This window comes from Candidatus Methylomirabilota bacterium, assembly GCA_035315345.1.
Classification (GTDB): domain Bacteria; phylum Methylomirabilota; class Methylomirabilia; order Rokubacteriales; family CSP1-6; genus CAMLFJ01.
Window position 1 is genome coordinate 1 of the sequence record DATFYA010000022.1, and the last position, 18,810, is coordinate 18,810.

16 protein-coding genes and 1 pseudogene are annotated in these 18,810 nt (G+C 67.6%); 11 read left to right on the forward strand and 6 right to left on the reverse strand.

Annotated features, from left to right (window positions below; translation table 11 throughout):
- The coding region (locus VKN16_03810) for an ATPase, T2SS/T4P/T4SS family (GenBank protein ID HME93332.1) at positions 1–1,002 on the reverse strand (1,002 nt) is incomplete at its 3' end.
- A gap of 435 nt (positions 1,003–1,437) precedes the next feature.
- Entirely contained in the window at positions 1,438–2,049 is a 612-nt protein-coding gene (locus VKN16_03815; GenBank protein ID HME93333.1) for a DUF1989 domain-containing protein, read from the reverse strand.
- A gap of 126 nt (positions 2,050–2,175) precedes the next feature.
- On the opposite strand from VKN16_03815, the gene VKN16_03820 reads away from it, so the two are divergent.
- From VKN16_03820 to VKN16_03840, 5 genes are all read left to right on the forward strand, one after another.
- Positions 2,176–3,252 carry a hypothetical protein gene (locus tag VKN16_03820; protein HME93334.1) on the forward strand — a complete coding sequence of 359 codons (1,077 nt, stop codon included), beginning with the start codon at positions 2,176–2,178 and terminating at the stop codon, positions 3,250–3,252.
- Positions 3,224–4,216, forward strand: a complete 993-nt coding sequence (locus tag VKN16_03825) for an ATP-grasp domain-containing protein (GenBank protein ID HME93335.1) — start codon at positions 3,224–3,226, stop codon at positions 4,214–4,216. Before VKN16_03820 ends, VKN16_03825 begins: the two co-directional genes overlap by 29 nt.
- Positions 4,217–4,293: 77 nt before the next feature.
- On the forward strand, positions 4,294–4,977 hold the full coding sequence (locus VKN16_03830) for a class I SAM-dependent methyltransferase (GenBank protein ID HME93336.1): 684 nt from the start codon (positions 4,294–4,296) through the stop codon (positions 4,975–4,977).
- A 1,131-nt stretch (positions 4,978–6,108) separates the two neighbouring features.
- Positions 6,109–6,759 (forward strand): phosphatase PAP2 family protein, encoded by a 651-nt coding sequence (locus tag VKN16_03835; GenBank protein ID HME93337.1) that lies wholly within the window; start codon positions 6,109–6,111, stop codon positions 6,757–6,759.
- Between the two features lie 339 nt (positions 6,760–7,098).
- Positions 7,099–8,352 (forward strand): MFS transporter, encoded by a 1,254-nt coding sequence (locus VKN16_03840; protein ID HME93338.1) that lies wholly within the window; start codon positions 7,099–7,101, stop codon positions 8,350–8,352.
- Here the strand turns inward: VKN16_03840 and VKN16_03845 are convergent.
- Positions 8,331–8,690 carry a hypothetical protein gene (locus VKN16_03845; protein HME93339.1) on the reverse strand — a complete coding sequence of 120 codons (360 nt, stop codon included), beginning with the start codon at positions 8,688–8,690 and terminating at the stop codon, positions 8,331–8,333. The two genes, VKN16_03840 and VKN16_03845, sit on opposite strands and share 22 nt — an antisense overlap.
- 168 nt (positions 8,691–8,858) lie before the next feature.
- Positions 8,859–9,389: a hypothetical protein gene (locus VKN16_03850; GenBank protein ID HME93340.1), complete on the reverse strand. Its 531-nt coding sequence runs from the start codon at positions 9,387–9,389 to the stop codon at positions 8,859–8,861.
- 516 nt (positions 9,390–9,905) lie between these two features.
- On the opposite strand from VKN16_03850, the pseudogene VKN16_03855 reads away from it, so the two are divergent.
- A pseudogene (locus VKN16_03855) lies at positions 9,906–10,118 on the forward strand (hypothetical protein).
- 202 nt (positions 10,119–10,320) lie between these two features.
- Here VKN16_03855 and VKN16_03860 read toward each other — a convergent pair.
- Together VKN16_03860 and VKN16_03865 are read right to left on the reverse strand one after the other, a co-directional pair.
- A complete protein-coding gene (locus VKN16_03860) occupies positions 10,321–11,013 on the reverse strand; it encodes a hypothetical protein (protein ID HME93341.1) in 693 nt (230 codons plus the stop codon).
- 137 nt (positions 11,014–11,150) lie between these two features.
- The gene (locus VKN16_03865; GenBank protein ID HME93342.1) at positions 11,151–14,504 is read right to left on the reverse strand and encodes an adenylate/guanylate cyclase domain-containing protein; all 3,354 of its coding nucleotides are present in this window, start codon (positions 14,502–14,504) and stop codon (positions 11,151–11,153) included.
- 303 nt (positions 14,505–14,807) lie between these two features.
- Here VKN16_03865 and VKN16_03870 point away from each other — a divergent pair, with 303 nt between their 5' ends.
- From VKN16_03870 to VKN16_03890, 5 genes are all read left to right on the forward strand, one after another.
- Positions 14,808–15,641, forward strand: a complete 834-nt coding sequence (locus tag VKN16_03870; protein ID HME93343.1) for an ATP-grasp fold amidoligase family protein — start codon at positions 14,808–14,810, stop codon at positions 15,639–15,641.
- 66 nt (positions 15,642–15,707) lie between these two features.
- Positions 15,708–17,126: an amidase family protein gene (locus tag VKN16_03875; GenBank protein HME93344.1), complete on the forward strand. Its 1,419-nt coding sequence runs from the start codon at positions 15,708–15,710 to the stop codon at positions 17,124–17,126.
- A gap of 65 nt (positions 17,127–17,191) precedes the next feature.
- Positions 17,192–17,428: a hypothetical protein gene (locus VKN16_03880; GenBank protein ID HME93345.1), complete on the forward strand. Its 237-nt coding sequence runs from the start codon at positions 17,192–17,194 to the stop codon at positions 17,426–17,428.
- 12 nt (positions 17,429–17,440) lie between these two features.
- On the forward strand, positions 17,441–18,481 hold the full coding sequence (locus tag VKN16_03885; protein ID HME93346.1) for a Gfo/Idh/MocA family oxidoreductase: 1,041 nt from the start codon (positions 17,441–17,443) through the stop codon (positions 18,479–18,481).
- Positions 18,482–18,498: 17 nt separating this feature from the next.
- Positions 18,499–18,810, forward strand: a 312-nt coding sequence (locus VKN16_03890; protein HME93347.1) for a hypothetical protein, incomplete at its 3' end; no start/stop codon positions are given.

The window sequence follows — 18,810 nt, forward strand, 5'->3', positions numbered from 1 at the left end:
CCGTCCGCCCTGCCCGGTCACCCGGATGCGCCCGTCCTGGGGCAGCCGCCGCTCGGCGATGTTCAGCTCCGCCATGATCTTGATCCGCGAGGTGAGCGCGGCCTGCAGCCGGCGGGGCGGCGCCTCCTGGTCGTAGAGCAGCCCGTCGATCCGGTAGCGGACGTGCAGGCTGTCCTCGAACGGCTCGATGTGGATGTCGGAGGCGTCCGCGGCCAGCGCCCCGTCGATGAGCAGGTTGACGAGGCGCACCACCGGCGCCTCGAAGGCCATGTCGCGGAGGTGGTTGACGTCCTCCTCCGGCTCGGCGTGCTGGTACGCGCCCGCAGTCCCCATGTCCCCCACGATCTTCTGCAGCGCGGTATTGGCCCCGTAGGCCCGCTCGATGGCCTCGAGGATGGCGGGGGCCGGCGCCACGCACAGCTTGACGGTCAGGCCGAGCAGCTGCTGGAGCTCGTCGAGCAGCTGGGGATTCGTGGGCTCGGCCGTTGCCACCGTGACCGTCGCACCGTCGACCGCGATCGGACAGGCGACATACTGGCGCAAGTACTTGGGAGACAGCTCCTTGACAGACGGGGGTACCGACGGCATCTCGTCGGCGGACAGGTAATCCATCTGCAGATGGACGGCCAGGGCCCGCAACACATCGCCGGGCGGGAGGTCATCCAGGAGGACGACCAGCTCGGGGCCGACGTTGGGTACGCCCATCGCCACCAGGGCCTCACCCAGGCGCAGCCGCTCTCGGGATGCCCGCACCAGGGCCTCCTTCAGGGTCTCCACGGTGATGACGTCTGCCCTGGTGGGAACCTCGCCAGGGCGTTCGAGGCTGGGCTGACGCTTCAGGCTGCCGGATGACGACGCGGTCCGGCGAGGTATCGAGTGGTCGGAGGCGGCGTCCGGCAAGCCGGGCGCCTTGCCGGTCCGTGTGCGCCGGTGGCCGAGGGAGAGCTTGAGCGCGGCCCGGACGTCGAAGATGTCGTGCACCAGAGCCCGGATCGCGAGCATGCGCTCCTCCAAATCTGCGATGCGTCCATTCACGGCAGGATCGAGCACCCGCGGCGGTGCATGAAAAACGCCAAGTTTTGCCGGGAGATGGCGGTGGAGAACTCGACGTCGGGGACGGTTCGCCGGTGCTCCGTCGCGAGGCACATCCTATTGAAGTGACGAGGGATCTGGAGTCGGACCCACGCCGGCGCCGCCTCTCCGACCTCGGCCCGACCCAAGGCCGAGCACGTGGCCTAGAACGGCGACCGCGCTTCAGTGGACGCTTGCTGACACGCGTGTCAGGACAGGAGACATAGCGGCGTCGATCCTGCCCCATTCGCTTGCTGGAAAATATCGGACCGCCGCATGCTCAACCGAGCAGTGGCCGATGAGCACGAGATTGCGGCTACGAGAGTGGCCTGCCAGCAGGCCATTTTCGGCCGCCTCGGCCGGCGATCAACCCGCGCTGCTCACCACCACCCGAATCGGCGTCGGCTTGAAGCCATTGCACGGGTTCCGCGTCTGCGGGCAGTTGGAGATCACCGCCAGGACGCGCGACTCGGCCCGCAACTCGACGTAGTCGCCCGGCTTCGACCGGCCGTCCACGATGCCCATGGTCCCGTCCGCCAGCACGGGGACGTTCATGAAGAAGTTGATGTTGGCGACGATGTCCTTTTCATCCATCCCGTGCCGGGCCAGCGCGCGGAGGAAGTTGGCGTGGCAGCTCGGCGTGTCCGGCACGTTGTAGCGGAACAGGTTGCTGGCGGCGCTGCAGCAGCCGCCGATGGTGTCGTGCCCGCCGCCCATCGTGTCCGCCACGATCGTGAAGAGCTTCGTGGCGCGCACGGAATAGATGCCGTGCCCCTCGCCCAGGTAGACGTTCTTGTTGTACTTCATCGTATCCGCCGCGTTGTAGCGGTCGGCCGGATCGTCGGCGTTGTAGCAGAGGAAGTCGACGGCCTGCTTGCCCTCGAGGTCCACGATGCGGAGCGTCTGCCCCGGCGTCAGCACGCCCGACCAGTTCTCATTGGGAGCGACCACCAGATCCTGAAGACTCTTGCTGTCCATGAGGCCTCCTTGTCGACGACATGCTAGCATCCGCCCTTGGCGACGGCGAGGCCAGTCCTTTTCCGGCCGCCGAGCGTCGACGCAGAGCGCTGGCCCGGGCGCGCCGGCCGGGCTAGCATGGAGGCGATGGCCGGGTTCGAGACGGCTCCCGCCGACCTGAAGCCGCTGCTCTCCCAGCGGGTCAACGAGCTCGGTCTCAAGCTCGAGGGATCCCCGGTCGAGCGGTACGTCGCCGACCTGTATCGCGAGCTGGAGGCCAAGGGACTCCAGCGGTTTCGGCCTCCGACCTATCTGACCGACGAGTGGGGGTGCCCGGACGAGGAGCCGATCATCGGGATCCCGTTCTACCTGGCCGACGCCAATCTGGCGCGTCTCGAAAAAGAGCTGGACGACGTCGAGGACGCCCGCGAGATTCGCATGTACCTGCGGCACGAGGCGGGCCACGCCTTCAATTACGCCTACAAGCTGTACGAGACGCCGGAATGGCGGGAGCTGTTCGGCCCCTTCAATCGACCCTACCGCGACCGCTACCGGCCGGTGCCCTTCGATCGCCGCTTCGTACGTCACATGGAGGGCTGGTACGCGCAAAAACATCCGGACGAGGATTTCGCGGAGACCTTCGCGGTCTGGCTGACCCCCCGCTCGCGCTGGCGCCAGCGCTATCGAGGCTGGCCGGCCATGCGAAAGCTCCGCTACGTCGACCGGACGGCGCACCGGCTGGGCGATACCGATCCCCTCGTGCGTCTGGCCTCCACCGACATCACGGTGGAGGAGATGAACATGACGGTGGAGGAATTTTTTCGAGCGCAGGAGCCGGTGCCGGAGCCCGTCGACGTGGCGCTCGAGCACGACCTGCCCGACTTCTTCGTGCGTCGCCGGCACGGGGCCCGGCCCGCCGCCGACTTCCTGCGAGAGCACCGCCCCGTCCTCGTCAACCGCATCGAGTACTGGACCGGCGTGCGCCGGAGCGTCATCCGGGCGCTGGTGACGAGGATCGAGGAGACAGCCGCGCGTCTCGGTCTCGCGGTGCCGGCGGCGGCGGAGGCCGCCACGCTGGTGGAGCTGACGACGTACGCGACCACCCTCGTGATGAATTTCCTCACCCACGGTCGCTTCATCCCCCGTGCTCGCCGTTCCGGCCGTGGCCGCCGGGGCCACGAGGGGGACGCCCAGCATGCGAATCATCGTCGCCCACGGCGCTGACGAGTCGATCGACGGCCCCAAGGGCCGGCGCAAGACGGATGTCCAGCAGGTCGCCGACGTCCTGCGCAAGGCCGGGCACGAGGTGTCCGGACTCGCCGTGGACGGCACGCCGGAGTGCCTGCGCACACTCGCCCAGGCCCAGGCCGATCTCGTCTTCAACCTGGTGGAGTCCTTCGGTGACGATGACACCAAGGAGCCCCACGTGGCGGCGTACTACGACCTCCTGGGGCTTCGCTACACCGGCTCCGGGGCCCGCGGCCTCACCCTGGCCATGGACAAGGCGCTGGCCAAGAAGATCTTCAGCTTCCACGGTCTGGCCACGCCCCGCTGGGCGGTGGTCTGGCGCGGGCGGCTGGACTCGGCGCACGACATCGACTTCCCCGTCATCGTCAAGCCAGCCCGCGAAGACGGGTCGATCGGCATCGGCTTCGACGCCCTCGTCGGCAGCATCAAGGAGCTGATGGAGCGCATCGATCAGCTTCAGTCCGAGTTCGATCACCCCGTGCTCATCGAGCAGTACATCGAGGGCCGCGAGATCTACATGGGCGTGCTGGGCAACCACCAGGCCCACGCCCTACCCGCCGTCGAGCTCGATCTCTCGCATCTGCCCAAAGGGACACCCCGCATCGCGGGCAGCGAAGTGAAGTGGGCGGAAGGCACGCAGGCGTATCGGGGCAGCAAGGTCCTGGTACCCGAGCTCCCCGACGACGTGCAGGAGACGATGAGTCACGCCGCCCTCACCGCCTTCCACGCGCTGAGCCTGCGCGACTACGCCCGCGTCGATTTCCGCCTGACCCCGGACGGCAAGGTGTATCTCATCGAGGCGAATCCCAACCCCTATCTGGCCTCCGGGGCCGAGTTCATCAAGGGAGCCCGCGCCTCGGGACGCACCTACGGCCAGACGATCCTCGAGATCGTGGAGCTGGCCCGCGCGCGCTACGCGGCGACCCCGGCCGGGCGCTGAGCCCGTTGCATCGGTCGCGCCGGACGGGTCGCCCCCAGCCGCTCGTGCCCGCCTCGGCACCGCGGTATCGTCTGATCGTGGACCCTCTTGCGAAGTCCTTCTGGAGCAGTCCCGACACCGTCGCGGGCTTCGTGCAGTCGCCTCCGAACACCGTCCTCGTCCGGTACGCCACGGGCGTGCTGTCGCACGCGCCCACCGCACGAGCGCTCGATCTCGGCTGCGGCGCCGGCCGGAACGCGATTCCCCTGGCGCGGTCGGGCTGGCGCGTGGCCGGACTCGATCTCTCATGGCCGATGCTCACGGCCGCCGCATCGCGGGCGCGGGATGAGGGCCTGGCCGATCGGCTCCGTGTGCTGCTCAGCCCGATGGACGCGCTCCCGGTCCGCAGCCGCAGCGTGGATCTGGTGATCGCCCACGGCATCTGGAATCTCGCGGGCTCGGCGGCGGAGTTTCGCCGCGCGCTTCATGAGGCGGCCCGCGTCGCAAGGCGGGGAGCCCGTCTGTTCGTCTTCACGTTTTCGCGTCATACACTGCCGGCCGACGCGGAGGCGGTCACCGGGGAATCGTTCGTGTTCACGCAGTTCTCGGGTGAGCCGCAATGCTTCCTCACCGGGGACCAGCTTCTGTCGGAGCTCGCGGGTGCTGGGTTCGCGCCTGATCCGGCCGTCCCCCTCACCGAATACAACCGTCCAGCTCCCGGAGCGTTGCCAACGAAGACCGTTCCGGTCATCTATGAGGCCGCATTCCGCTTCGCCGGATAGGCGGCGGGGGCCGGCCATGCAGAGTAGTGGACGTAGCGCACGACGCCGGCCAGCTCGAGCGCGAGGATCGTGTTGAGGATAAGGACGACGCGGTTTCGGTCGATCTTGGTCGTGTTGGCTGGGCATGGCCTCCTCCTGCAGTCGGAGCCCGTGCCGGGGCCGTGGTCGGTGACGGTATGGCCGGGCACGGCGGCCTTACCCGCGCGGTGCAGACCGGCCACCACTCTGTGGTGGCGAGCCGCTAGCGGGTTTGGCGTCCGCCGGTATCGGCGGGGCGACTTTCCCCCGCGTCTGTCGGCGGAACAAGGCGGACAGGTCCGACAATCTTATCGACAAACACGCCAACCGATCGCCACATTCCTAGACTATATCCGCAGTAAGGCTCGGCCTGATCGCCGCTGGGACCCCCGGACGAAACTACTATTCGCTGGCAACTTGCCGGTCGGGCAACAAACCTTTGATGGTGATGAAGTGCCGTCGTTCGGATCCGGCGCTCTGCTGATGCTCGTGAATCAGTTGGCAGGCGTCTTCCGGAGAGAACGCGGTCACGGTCCACCCGCACGTGCACGTCACAATCCAGGGCGCCACGGCCATCGCCTTGTCAGTCTAACGCGATTGACAAGCCTTCGCGGTTCGGGCAATTCGGCTAAGCCCTGAGAGAGGAGTACCGGTGGAGAGCGTGACGAAACGACATCTCCTGCGCTTTGGTGCAGCGAACGGAGGCGGCATTACTCAGACACCTCAACGAACCCGGAGGCCAGCCGTGCTACGTTCCGGCTGGCGGCAGCATCAGGCTTCGCCGCAAGTGCTACGCTATCACGTGTACGGAGTGGCCGAGCTCTGACGTGCATCCTCAAACAGATCTTCGTCGGTGAACTCACGAGAGAATCCGCGTGCTCCGTCAATCACAAGGTCGCGGTGTCGCACAACCGCGAGAATGGGCGGGTAGGAGCCTAAGTGGTAACGAATGCGTCTGGCACTAAGCCGTCTGGCTCATCACCAGCTCGTGTGACGTCTTCGCGGCGCCTTTGGCGCAGCGCTCGCTTGCGGCAGGCCGCACAGGCCACGCGCCGCAGCGTCCTCACTGGGGTGCGATGGCTCACCCGACAGGAGGCGGCCGTACTCGTGGCCATGTTGATCATATTGCTGGCATTCTTCGGCTTCGTCAGGATCGCGGAAGAGATTGGCGAAGGGGAGCTGGCGAACTTCGACGAGTGGCTTCTTCGCCTTCTGAGAGTCCCAGGTCATCCACACGTTCCGGTCGGGCCATCGTGGCTCATGGAGGCGGCGCACGATATCACGGCACTCGGCGGCCGGACCATGTTACTTGCCGTCACGCTCTTCGCTATCGGGTACCTTTCCCTGGAGCGAAAGTACGGTGCGATGTGGTTGGTAGCCGCAGCCACAGGTGGGGGCGGGCTGCTCAGCACTATCATGAAGCACCACTTCGGCCGTGATCGACCCGAGGTCGTCTCGCACCTCGTCGCCGTCTCCTCGCCAAGCTTTCCGAGCGGGCACTCGATGTTGGCCGCAATCTTATATCTCACGCTGGGAGCATTGCTTGCGCGTTTTGCGACGCGGCACCGGACGAAAGTTTATTTGCTCACTGTGGCCCTGCTCGCCGCGTTCCTGATCGGTGGCAGCCGCGTCTATCTTGGAGTGCACTACCCGACGGATGTCCTTGCCGGCTGGTGCGCCGGTCTAGTCTGGGCACTGATCTGCTGGCTGGTCGCTCGGTATCTGCAGGCTCGCGGCACCGTCGAGAAATCCGGTCGAGTCTGAAGAGGGCTTCGGCCTGAGTGCCGGGCCTCATCTCTCGCCATCTTCGTGTCAGCCCGGGGCACGTCTCCCTACTCCTTCACGCGGGTTACGCCGGGCCGCGGGAGGAAGCCTACCCGGTGGCCGCGATGTGGTCGGGGTGGCATGGAGGGGCCAGCGTCCGAGTGTGGCAGACTACGTCACGGGGACCAGAGGCCGCCGTGGGACGCCACCGCCGGAGGGAGCCAATGGTGTCGTCGCTCTCGGAGGACAATTTCTCGAGCTGGTATCGAACGGACGCATTCGCCACGCGCACACGTTCGACGACCCGACTTCCCCGGCGACATGCAGACAACGGTAGCGTTGAAGCAGGCTGATCGGCCGGTCACGCACGCCAACACGCTGCTGCGCTTCGTGGCGCTCTACGCGCTCATGTACGGCGCCTTCGGCGTGTCTTCCCCGTTCATGCCGGCCTTCTTCGAGGGCCGCGGGCTCACCGCTGAGCAGCTTGGTGCTCTCTTTGGCGCCGGCACGGCGATCCGGCTCATCTCCGGCCCGGTGCTCGGGCGCCTGGCGGACCTGACTCAGGCCCTTCGAGGAGTCCTCGCGATGTGCACGGTCCTCGCGGCAGTGTTGGCCGTGGGGTTGCTACGAATGGCTGGCGCCCACGCGCTCTTCGCGATCAGTGTCCTGCAGGCGGCCGTGCTGGCGCCGATCACCACGCTCGCCGACGCGCTGGCGGTGGGCGCAGGCGGGTCAAGGCCGGTGGGCGCGCGGTTCGAGTACGGCTGGGTGCGCGGCACGGGATCCGGCGCGTTCATCGTCGGCACGCTCGTGAGCGGACAAGTCGTCGGGGCCTGGGGCCTCGGCTCGATCCTGGTGCTGCACGCGTCTCTGCTAACCCTCGCCGGCGTCATGGCGCCGATCGTGCCAGCTCTCCCGCGGCCGAATCGCGTGGCGGCCAGGAGCGACCCGGCGCCGCGCGAGGGTATCGTCGGGTTGTTACGTGTCGCCGGCTTTCGTCGGGTCATCCTCGTCGCCACTCTCGTGCTCGGCAGCCACGCCATGCACGACACGTTCGCGGTCATCCGCTGGAGCGCGGCGGGCGTCAATCCGGCCACGGTGAGCGTGCTGTGGTCGGAGTCGGTCGCCGCGGAGGTCGTGGTCTTCTTTCTCATTGGTCCTTGGCTGGTGAGGCGGCTCGGCGCCGGGGGCGTCATGGCGCTGGCGGCGACGGCCGGGCTTGTCCGCTGGGTCGTCGCCGCGTCGACAACCGACGTGACGGCGCTTGCTCTCGTCCAGCCGCTCCACGGGCTCACCTTCGCAGCGCTGCACCTGGCCTGCATGCGCGTCATCCCCGCCGTCGTCCCGCCCGGTCTGGCCGCAACCGCGCAGGCGACATACGCGCTGGGGCCGGCCGCCGCAACCGCGGTCCTCACGCTGGCGTCCGGCCACCTGTATGCGCGCCTCGGCGGTCGGGCATTTCTGGCGATGGCGCTGCTGTGCGCCGCCGCGGCGCCACTGGCGCTCATGTCGCGCGCCGGTTGGGCCGCCGACGAGTGGTCGGGATCGGCGGTGGATCCCCCTTCAGGCGATCAGCGCACGATCAGGCCTTGAGGCTCCGTGCCCGCCTTGATCCGGCTCGCTAGCGCCAGCTTCGCGATGTCGATCACGGCGACCTCGTTCGTCCCGCGCACTGCAATGAAGGCGCTTCGGCCGTCCCGGCTGAACCCGATGTTGGAGCCGCCCCGGCCGATCGTCAGGCGCTTCACTTCCAGGAAGGTTCGTGCGTCGAAGATCTGCGCGAAAGTGTCCTGGCCGTTTGTGACGAGCGAGTAGCGTCGATCCGGCGTCCACGCATTGGTCACGGGTTGCTTGCCAGTCAACTGCGTCGCGAGCACCGACAGATCGGAGGCGTCGAGGACGACGTTCGTGTTAGCCTCGGCGGTCTGCACCCATACCTCCTTTCCGTCGGGAGACACGCGCAACATGTGCGGCCTGCTCCGGGCCGGGAACGAGATGGTCTTGACCAGTTTTCGGCTGACCATGTCGATCTTCGAGACCGTGTCCGCCTCGCGCTCCGGGGTGAAGCCGAACCGACCGTCCGGCGTGAGGTGAAGGTCTCAGGGAAACGCGCCCGTCTGAAGCGTCCCGTCCACGGTCGCATGCTCGAGATCGAGGAAGGCGATGAGGTTGTCACCGGCGACGTTGACGGCAGCCTTCTTCTTGTCGGGCAGCACCACCAGGCTGTGGCCTGGCCCCTTGCCGAGCCCGGCGATCGTCTTGGTGACGGCCACTTGCTTCGGATCGATGGCGATGGCCTGGACTTGATCATTGGGAAAGTCGTAGGTCCAGATCCGTGACCCGTCCCAGTACGTCTGCTCGTTGGACAACCAGCGCACCGCGGCGCCGAGAGGTCGCGTTTCGCGCACCTGGCGGTTGGCGACGTCGATTAGGGTGACATCCTTGGACCCGACATTGAAGACATAGACCGTTTCACGCTCTTCCGCGACGCTGACCGCCCCTGCCGATCGCACAGCGGTCGGAACGCAGGCGGACGCGAGCAGTCCGAGCGCGACCGTGCTTGCCCCCTTGAGGACCGTGCGTCGGTCGAGACTCGACGAGAGAAGCCAATCGCCGCCGCCGACGATCACGCCCTTGGCCTCGCCCCGCGAGGCGCAGTCTTCGGGACCTCAGTGCGAGGGCGGGTTCGCCGTCGACAGGGGGTCGACGATCGCATTCGGCATCGTGGGCCTCCTCAAAGGCAGAGACGATCACCTGCGTGACCGCTCGGCGTGTCACGTCACTGACCCTCTGCCCACACCTTGAAGTCGCCTTCAACCCGTCGAACGACGTCCTCGGCGGTCTTTCAACATACCGACGGAAGTAGTACCACTTCCCGCCGTCTTTCTCGCCGGCAGTGTAGAGATACGCTTGAAACGTGCGCAGGGCAACCCCGTCTGGACGGTCATTGTCAGGCGGCATGGTCAGTGCACGCTCAGTCCAGCCGCATCTGCTCGCTGCCTGGTGCTGCGCTGGCCCCTCCAGGTGTGGTCGTGTTCCGTGCCCGACCGCTAGGCGCTGAGCTCCGGCTCGGCGCGAGGGCGTCGTGGCGTACGTCGAGGCGACCGCACGATGGACAGCTACGACGCGTGGATGCCCGTCGATCTCTCTACGTCGGCGGCGCCGAGCACGCGGTGCTCCACCTCCTCCACGCCCGCTTCTGGCACAAGGTGCTCTTCGATCTCGGTCACGTCCGGCACCCCGAGCCGTTCATGAAGCTCGTGCACCAGGGGACGATCCTGGGGGAGGACGAGCGGAAGTCGAACGCGCTCCGGCTCTACGAGACGTTCACGGGACCGCTCGAGGCCGTGAAACCGTGGCGCGGACGCGTCCAGCTCGCCCGCGACGCCACCGAGGCGGCTGCGCGCGCGGCGGCGCTGGCCGCGGACGGGATCGCGGCGCGTCTGGCCGGGCAAGCGGGGCAGAAGTTCGTGCACGTGCCGGGGCAGGTCGTGAATCTCGTGGTCGACTGACGACCAATTCGGATGGCGGCCCGCCACCGAGATCGGCTGACGCGTGAGGTCAGTCCTTCACAAAATCGACGAGCAGCGACGTGTAGGTCAGGCCTCGGGCTTCAAACTCCCCGCGTAGACGCTCGGGAACTGTCGCGGGAATCCGGCTGTACTCCCAATCGGACTGCCGACCCCTCGGATCGTAGTGGCGCGAACATCGCCGAATATATCCGCGCTCGTCAGTGAACGGCACCGCATGAAAGAATCCCTCACTGTCGAAATACTCCAGCGGCTCGGCGCGAAACCCGGTGGCCTGCTCAACCACCGGAATGTCTTCGATGCTCCAGAAGTATTGATGCTCGCGGGCGGCGGGTTCGCGTCCTCCCGGCCGGACCATGTCGCGGTAGTAGGAGCTCGGATGATACGCGTCGGGCACCGCGAAGCGGAGCGTTCCTCCCGGCTCCAGCATCTGGTGGATGACGCCGAGTCCCTTCAGGGCGCCCCTAAACGTCAGATGCTCGAAGACGTGCTCAGCCAGAACGTGCCTCAACCGCTTGTGCGCAAAGGCCCGCTCCCACGCTCGGCAGTCCAGCAGATCGAGCTCCTTCTCACTATCGGCGCTGATCCACCCATCGAACCGCGTGCCGTTCGCGCCGACAACGAGCTTGACGTCGCTCGCGCTCCCCAGCGCAGCGCCGAATTCCGCGCGACGTTGCATCGCCTCGCGGATGTTGGTGACTGACCGCCTCAGCCTCCAGAGCATGCCGCCGGGATGATCGCATACATTGGTATGGCCGGACGAATCATGGGGTCGGACAAGTTCCCGACCATTCACGCGAGCGCGGGGAGATCTGGATTGCGACAAAGCACCGGCGAGAGACGCATGGCGCGGCTCACCCGCTATGTGATCGACGAGAGCGCGGACTCCGCCCGCTGACGCCACGACTCCATATCGAGATCCCCATACAGCGCGACGGCGGTGCGAAGCGTCTCGCCCGCCGCGGCGAAGTCGCCCCGGCGCTTGGAGAGCTCGCCCAGGCCGAACTGGCAGTGCGCCACGAGCGGGCGCATGCCGAGCTGGGTGGCCATCTCGGCCGCCTCTTCGAAGCATGACCGCGCGCGTTCGCTGTCGTCGTCCGCGTGGACGTCCCCGAGCGTACGCAACGCGTAGGCCACAGACCCCGCCTCCTGATGTGTCCGGGCCACCTCGAGCGCTTCCACGGCCCGTTCGTGCGCGGCCTCGCGTCGTCCAAGCTGCCGGAGCGAGTCGGCCAGGAACACCAGGCGCAGCGCATGGACGAACGCCTGCGCCAGCAGACCGGCACGCTCGACCGCTTGCTCCATCAGCGACAACCCTTCGGCGTGACGGCCGGCGAGGAAATAGGCGTAGCCGAGGGACGAGGCGGTGTTGGGAAACCACACCGGGTACTCGTACACACGCGTCAGCTCGAACGCCTCTTCGAGCTGCGGTATGGCTCTCGGCAGCTCACCCCTGATCAGCTCGTGTCGACCGGCACAGTAGTTGGCGGTAATGAGCGTGTACGGGTGCTTGGATTCGCGTGCGGCGCCGAGCACCCGCAGGCTGCGGGCGGCCCCGGTCTTGAAGTCCCCGAGCTCGGCCAGGCACCAGATCAGGTAACTCTCGCTGAACAGCGCGGGCGGGACCGTCAGCCCGAACCGCTCGAAGCGCCGGGCCGGACCGATCACGTCCACGTTGCGCTGGTAAAACTGGATCGCCCTCCGGTAGTCCCCGAGCCCTTGATGGCTCTGGGCGAGACGAAAGGTAACTTCGATCTGCAGCGCCAGGTCCCCCGCGCTCTCGGGCGCAGACAGCGCCCGGGCGCCGGCTTCGAGCGACAGGTCATATCGGCCCATCCACCAGAAGGTGGCCATCATGGCGGCCGCGATGCGCGCCGACCGCCGCGGATCGTCCAGCTTCTCCGCGATGCGCTCGGCCTCGCGAAGACGACCGAGACCGCGCGCGTACTGCCCGAGCGGAAACAGCGCCTTGCGGGTGTCGATCCGTAGATCCACGGATCTCTCGATCGTCTCGTGTGTCTCCGGCAGCTGCGCGATCGCCTCCAGAGCGCGATCGAACCGCTGCGCGGCCTCGCGGTGCGCCGAGCGGGTCATGGCTCGATCCGCCGCCAGACGGTGATAGTCCGCCGCTTTGTCCCAGGCGCCGGCCGCGGTGGCGTGATCGGCCAGCCGCTCGGTGTGCTCCCCGAGGCGATCGGCGTACATCGACTCCATGACCGACAGGATCCGCGCGTGCAGCACGCGCCGCTGCTCCTGAAGCAGGCTCGCGTGCGCGACGTCATGCGTCAGGACGTGCTTGAACGTGAATTCCAGCACCGGGAACAGCTGAGTCTCGTAGAGAAACTCCGCCGCGCGCAGGCGCGCGAGCCTCGCCCGGACGAGATCCTCGCCTTCGTCGACGATCGCGCGCAAGAGGGGAAACGGAATATCCTTGCCGATCACCGCCGCGATCTGAAGCAGGCTCTTGTCTTCGGGAGGCAGGCGATCGATGCGGGCCGCCAGCACGGCCTGAACGGTTGGCGGAATCTCGAGGTCGGTCACTTCCCCGACCGCGTGGTACGCCCCGCGCCGCCCGACGAGCAGGCCAGTCTCGACGAGCGTGCGCACGCACTCCTCGATGAAGAGCGGGTTGCCTTCGGTGAGCTGGACCAGACGACGCCGGATCGGCTCGACGGAGTGTCCAAGGAGCGTCGCCGCGAGCTGGTCGATGTTGGGTGCCGTCAGCGTATTGATCGGCAGCCGCGTGAAATAGGTGTGACCGCTCCAATCGTGACGATACTCGGGACGGTGCGTCGCGACCAGGACAATCCTCGCGGCGGCGAGGCTGTCGACGAGGCTGTCCAGGAACGCTTGACTCTCGAAGTCGATCCACTGGACATCCTCGACCACGAGTAACAGCGGCTGGATTTGGCTTTCGCGAAGGAGCAGCCGGCGCAACGCGTCCAAGATCCGCTGCCGCCGAACCATCGCGTCGAGCGCCGACCAGCCTGGGTCGGCCACCTGAATGTCCAGAAGCGACTGAAAGGCGGGAAGCAGCTCCAGCAGCCCACTTCCCAGTCCCGCGAGCTTGCCCTCGAGTGCTTCCGCGATCTTGTGGTGATCATAGTCTGGTTCGAGCTGCAGATAGCCCTTGAGCCAGTCAACCGCGACACCGTATGGCGTGCTCTTGGTGTACGCGAGCGCGGCCGCCTCGAGCAGAAGCCATCCCGCGACTCGCGACGACGTCGTGGCCTCCCAGACCAGACGCGATTTCCCCACGCCGGGCTCGCCCACGAGCGCGACCACCTGCCCGCGTCCTTGCATCGCCGCGGCCTGGGCCTGAGCGATCTTCTCGAGGTCGGCGTCTCGACCGATGAATGGCGTGAGTCCGCGTACCGCCGCGGCTTGCAGCCGCGTGGCGCCGTAGCGGGCTCCGGTGAGCTGATACACGTCAACCGGATTCTTCAGACCCTTCACGCTGACATTGCCGACGAGCGGCGCGGTCACAAAGCCTTCGGCCAGATGCCGCACGCTGCGGGTGATGAAGATGGAGTCCGCCGGGGCCATCTGTTCCATGCGATGGGCCAGGTGCGTCGTCTGGCCGATGGCCGAGTAGTCCATGCGCAGATCACTGCTGATCGATCGGACGACGACCTCTCCGGAGTTGAGGCCGATCCGCACGAGGATGTCCATGCCGCGGCTCTCGGGTCCCGCGGCATACATACGAAGCGATTGGCGCATGGCCAGCGCGGCGAAGCACGCGCGCACCGCGTGGTCCTCCAGTGCGAGGGGCGCGCCGAACAGCGCCATGATCCCATCGCCCATCACCTGGTTCACGGTCCCCTCGTACCGGTGGACGGCTTCCATCATCCTCTTGAGCACCGGGTCGAGAAGTGCGCGCGCCTCCTCGGGATCGCGATCCTCCAGCAGCTCCATCGAACCCTTCAAGTCCGCGAAGAGCACGGTGACCTGCTTGCGCTCGCCCTCCAGGGCCCTCCGGGAGCTCAGGATCCTCTCGGCGAGGTATTTGGGTGTGTAGGACTCTGGAGAGACATAACCCTGAGCTCCCGACGGGGCGGTGGCCAATTCAGCCGGGTGCGCACACCTGGGGCAGAATCTCGCCGTCGGGGATAGTGTTCGACCGCACTTGGCACAGAGGCGGGCCAGCGGGGCCGCGCACTCCTCGCAGAACCTTGCGCCGGCCTCGTTCTCGTGCTGACACTCGGAGCACTTCACCGGCCGAAGCTCCTCGACTGCAGGCCTGCGAGTTTACGATCGCGTCGACACTGAGCCGAGCGTACCTGGCGAGTCTGAGAGGGTCAAGGGGTCGCCCGGGAGTTTTGCCGATCCCAGGCTCTACGGTATGCTGACAGCCACGCTGGATTTCGAACGCGCGAGTTCTGGCCGACAATGTCCCCGGCGTAGAGACCAATGCACGGACCCCGTTCCGCACGCCCGGTGGATGTGGCTCGCTGGTTGATTGCCGGCTGTCGTAACCGGCTTCGAGCCGCGGTGGCGCGCTGGACGCCTGATCACGTCGTGCAGGCGCGGCAGTTCCGACGCGTGTTCGGGCGGCGCATCGACTGGCGACGTCCGACGACCTTCAACGAGAAGATCCACTGGATCCGGCGATACGAACGCTCTCCGCTCTTGCCCCAGCTCGCGAACAAGGTGACGGTGCGACGCTATGTCGAGGATCGGCTGGGGCCCGGGGTCCTCACGGATCTGATCGGGACCTGGGAGCGGCCCGAGGTCATTCCGTGGACGACGCTGCCGACGCCGTGCGTCCTCAAGCTGAACTCGGGCTCGGGAATGAACCTCTTCATCCGGGACCGGAGCAGCCTGGACGTGACCGCGGCCAGCGCGCAGCTCGAGGCGTGGCGGCAACGCAACTTCTACTGGCACTTGCGAGAGTGGGCGTACAAGAATATTTCACCCGTGATCCTCGGAGAGCGGATGCTCCAGACCCCCGCCGGGGCGATTCCTTCTGACTACAAGCTGTTCTGCTTCGACGGCGTCCCACGGCTCGTCCAGGTCGACTGTGACCGATTCACGAAGCACACGCGCGCGCTCTACCGGCTCCCCTGGAAGTTCGTGCCCGTCGAGTACATCTATCCGGTGTCGCCGAATGCCGCGCAGGCTCCTCCCCCGCCGAACCTCAGGACCATCGTCGACTACGCGACGGCTCTGGCCGCGGGCCTGCCATTCGTGCGAGCGGACTTCTACGACCTGGAGGACCGGGTGGTCTTTGGCGAGCTCACCTGGTATCCGGACGCGGCCTGTGGCTCCTTCTCGCCCGCGACGTACGATACCGAATTCGGCCAGTGGCTGTCCCTGCGACGGATCGGTGAACGCACAGGACGTCGCGCCTGACCATACTCGGCTGCGTGGGCGCGACGTGCACCCCTGTCCCTAACGTGAGGCCGAGGGGAGCGAGCAATGGCAGCCTCGAATAGACCGCTGTGGCAGTGGAGCGCCTGCGACCTGGCCGAGGCCATCGCGGCGCGCCGGGTGACCGCCGTCGAGGCCGTGGGCAGCGCGGTGGACCGCATGCGCGCCACCAACGGCAAGATCAATGCGGTCGTGGACGACCTCGGTGAGGCTGCCCTGCGCGAGGCGGAGGCCCACGACAAGGCGGTGAGCGCCGGCGGTCCGATCGGGCCGCTGCACGGCGTGCCGGTCACGATCAAGGAGAACGTGGATCAGAAGGGGTGCACGACGCCCAACGGCGTCGTCGCCTTCAAGGGCGTGATCGCGCCGGACGATGCGCCCGTGGTCTCCAATCTCCGTCGGGCCGGGGCCATCATCATCGGGCGCACCAACACGCCGGAGTTCTCCTTCCGCGGGACCACGGTGAACGAGCTGCACGGCCGCACCTTCAATCCCTGGAACGCCACCGCCTCGGCCGGCGGCTCCTCGGGCGGCGCGGCCGCCGCGGTCATGATGGGCTATGGCCCGATCGCACACGGCAACGACATCGGTGGCTCGCTCCGCTTTCCGGCCTATGCCTGCGGCGCGGCCACGGTCAAGCCGGGTCTCGGCCGGGTGCCGGCCTACAATCCCTCGGCCACCGTCGAGCGCGGCATGCTGGCACAGGTCATGTCCGTGCAGGGCGTGATCTGTCGCGAGGTCCGCGACGTGCGCCTGGCCATGCGCTCGCTCGTCGGCTACGACCCCCGCGATCCCTGGCAGGTGCCCATGCCATTCGAGGGGCCGCCCGAGCCGGGGCCGATCAAGGTCGCCTTCACCCGGAACATCTTCGACTTCCCCCTGCACCCCGCGGTCGCCCGGGCCCTCGACACCGCGCGCTCGGTGCTGGCCGCCGCCGGCTACGACGTGCGTGAGGTCGAGCCGCCCCTCCTCGAGGAGGCCGCCGTCACCGGCGCGCGCTGCCTCTTCGGCGAAGCCAAGGCGCTGATGGACGGCGACGTGCGCAAGTACGGCTCGAAGACCGTCGTCGCGATCTTCGACGAGTACTACCGGTACTTCCAGCCGTTCGAGGGCCTCGACTTCCTGAAGGCGATGGCCGACCGCAATCGGTTCATTCGCGCCTGGACCACGTTCATGGCCGACTATCCGCTGGTGCTCACCCCGTTTCTTCCGGCGCCGATCTTCACCTGGAACCGCGACGAGCAGGGCGCCGAGGGCGTGCGCGAGGTGCTCGGCAGCGCGCTCTACAGCTACGCCATGAACTTCATGGGCCTGCCCGCGGCCGTCGTGCCCGCGAACGAGAACGACGGCCAGCCGGTCGGCGTCCAGATCGTCGGCCGTCGCTTTCGCGAGGACATGATCCTCGATGCCGCCGAGGCGGTGGAGCGGTCGGTCGGCGTCATGGCCGAGCGGCTCTGGCGGCGCTGACCTTCTTCCCCTCGTTTGCGGTATGCTGCCCCTCGCACTCGATCCGCCGCGAAAGGGGAACCACCATGGCGTTCTACGAGAAGGGCCCGGTCCGGATCCACTACCAGGAGGCCGGCTGCCCGGTGCCCGTGCTGGTCATGCCGAACGACACCCCCTCGCACCCCTACGAGCCCGCCATCGAGGCGGCCATGCTGGCCCCGAGGTCCGAGCCGACCTTCTCCCCGTGGAAGGACACGAAGGAGAAGATCATCCGGGCGGTGCGGCACGTGCGCACCCTCCTCGAGGCCAGCCGGCCGGCCTGACCCGGGGAATCCATGGCGTTCGGATGGGGCATCGTCAGCACCGGCAAGCATCCCGACATCAAGATCGCGCCGGCCATCGCCGCGGGCGACGGCGGCGAGCTCGTCGGCGTGTACAGCCGCGATCAGCAGCGCGCGGAGGCCTTCGCGCGCAAACACCACGCACGCGCCGCGTACAGCCGGCTCGGCGATCTCCTCAAGGACTCGCGGGTCGACGGCGTCTTCGTCGCCTCGCCGAACGCCTTGCATGCCGAGCACGTCGTCCAGGCCGCGGAGGCCGGAAAGCACGTGCTGTGCGAGAAGCCGATGGCCACCACGATCGCCGACGCGGTGCGTATGCTGACCGCGTGCCGTCGCGCGGGCGTCACCCTCGGCGTGGCCTTCAACTTGCGCCAGCACCCCGCCTATAGACGCGCACGCGAGCTGGTCGCCGCCGGCGCGCTGGGGCGCATCGTGCTCGCCCAGGCACAGTGGGCGTTCGGCGTCCGTGGCCGCGACGGCTCGCCGCCGCGCACCGAGCTCACGCGGTGGTGGGACACGCCGGAGCTGATCGGCGGCGCGTCCACCATGATGGGCACCGGTGTGCACTCGGTCGACCTGCTGCGCTTCGTGCTCGGAACCGACGTGGACGAGATCACCGCGGTCACCGACGGCCAGACGGCCGCGCGCCCCCTCGAGCAGCTCGCCTGCCTCACCCTGCGCTTCGGCAACGGCACGCTCGGCCAGGTGGTCGCGAGCCGCCTCCTGCCCGACTCGCGCAACGATTTCCGCGTGTACGGGATCACCGGGCTCATCGCGGGGCACCACTCGATGTGGGAGGCCCGCACCGGTCGCTTCGAGACCACGAGCGACACCGTCAACGAGACCGCCGACTACCCGGAAGCCCTGCTCCCGAACTACGTGGCCGAGATCGAGGACTTCCAGCGCGCGGTCGCCACCGGCGGCCAGCCTGCCGCCACCGGCCTGGACGGGCTGCGCGTCGTGGAGGTCACGCTGGCCATGATCGAGTCCGCTCGCACGCGCCGCAGCGTGAAGATCGAGCGCGTCGACCCCTAACCTGCCCGGAGGACACCATGCGGAGAGCTCCGTTCCTGTTCGTGGTCGGCGTGTGCGCCACCCTTCTCGCCGGCCTGCCGGCGTGGGCCCAGTCGCCCGCCGACGTCACCCTGACCCGCATCGACTGCGGCACCGGCGCCACGCCGACGGACGTCGGCCGCTTCTCCGACACCTTCGCGTACAAGGATCTCAAGCTGACGTTCTGGGACCAGATCACCTCGCCGACGCCGATGCAGGGCGCCAACGTCGCGGGCTTCAAGAGCTGGATCGATGAAAAGCGGAAGGTCGAGCCGCTGACCGCGGACAAGGACGTGTTCGGCGACGGCACC

Coding starts and splice junctions, on each gene's coding strand:
- VKN16_03835 (HME93337.1), top strand. CDS start 6,109: ATGTTGATCATATTGCTGGCATTCTTCGGCTTCGTCAGGATCGCGGAA.
- VKN16_03875 (HME93344.1), top strand. CDS start 15,708: ATGGCAGCCTCGAATAGACCGCTGTGGCAGTGGAGCGCCTGCGACCTG.
- VKN16_03885 (HME93346.1), top strand. CDS start 17,441: ATGGCGTTCGGATGGGGCATCGTCAGCACCGGCAAGCATCCCGACATC.
- VKN16_03825 (HME93335.1), top strand. CDS start 3,224: ATGCGAATCATCGTCGCCCACGGCGCTGACGAGTCGATCGACGGCCCC.
- VKN16_03880 (HME93345.1), top strand. CDS start 17,192: ATGGCGTTCTACGAGAAGGGCCCGGTCCGGATCCACTACCAGGAGGCC.
- VKN16_03860 (HME93341.1), bottom strand. CDS start 11,013: ATGCTCTGGAGGCTGAGGCGGTCAGTCACCAACATCCGCGAGGCGATG.
- VKN16_03820 (HME93334.1), top strand. CDS start 2,176: ATGGCCGGGTTCGAGACGGCTCCCGCCGACCTGAAGCCGCTGCTCTCC.
- VKN16_03815 (HME93333.1), bottom strand. CDS start 2,049: ATGGACAGCAAGAGTCTTCAGGATCTGGTGGTCGCTCCCAATGAGAAC.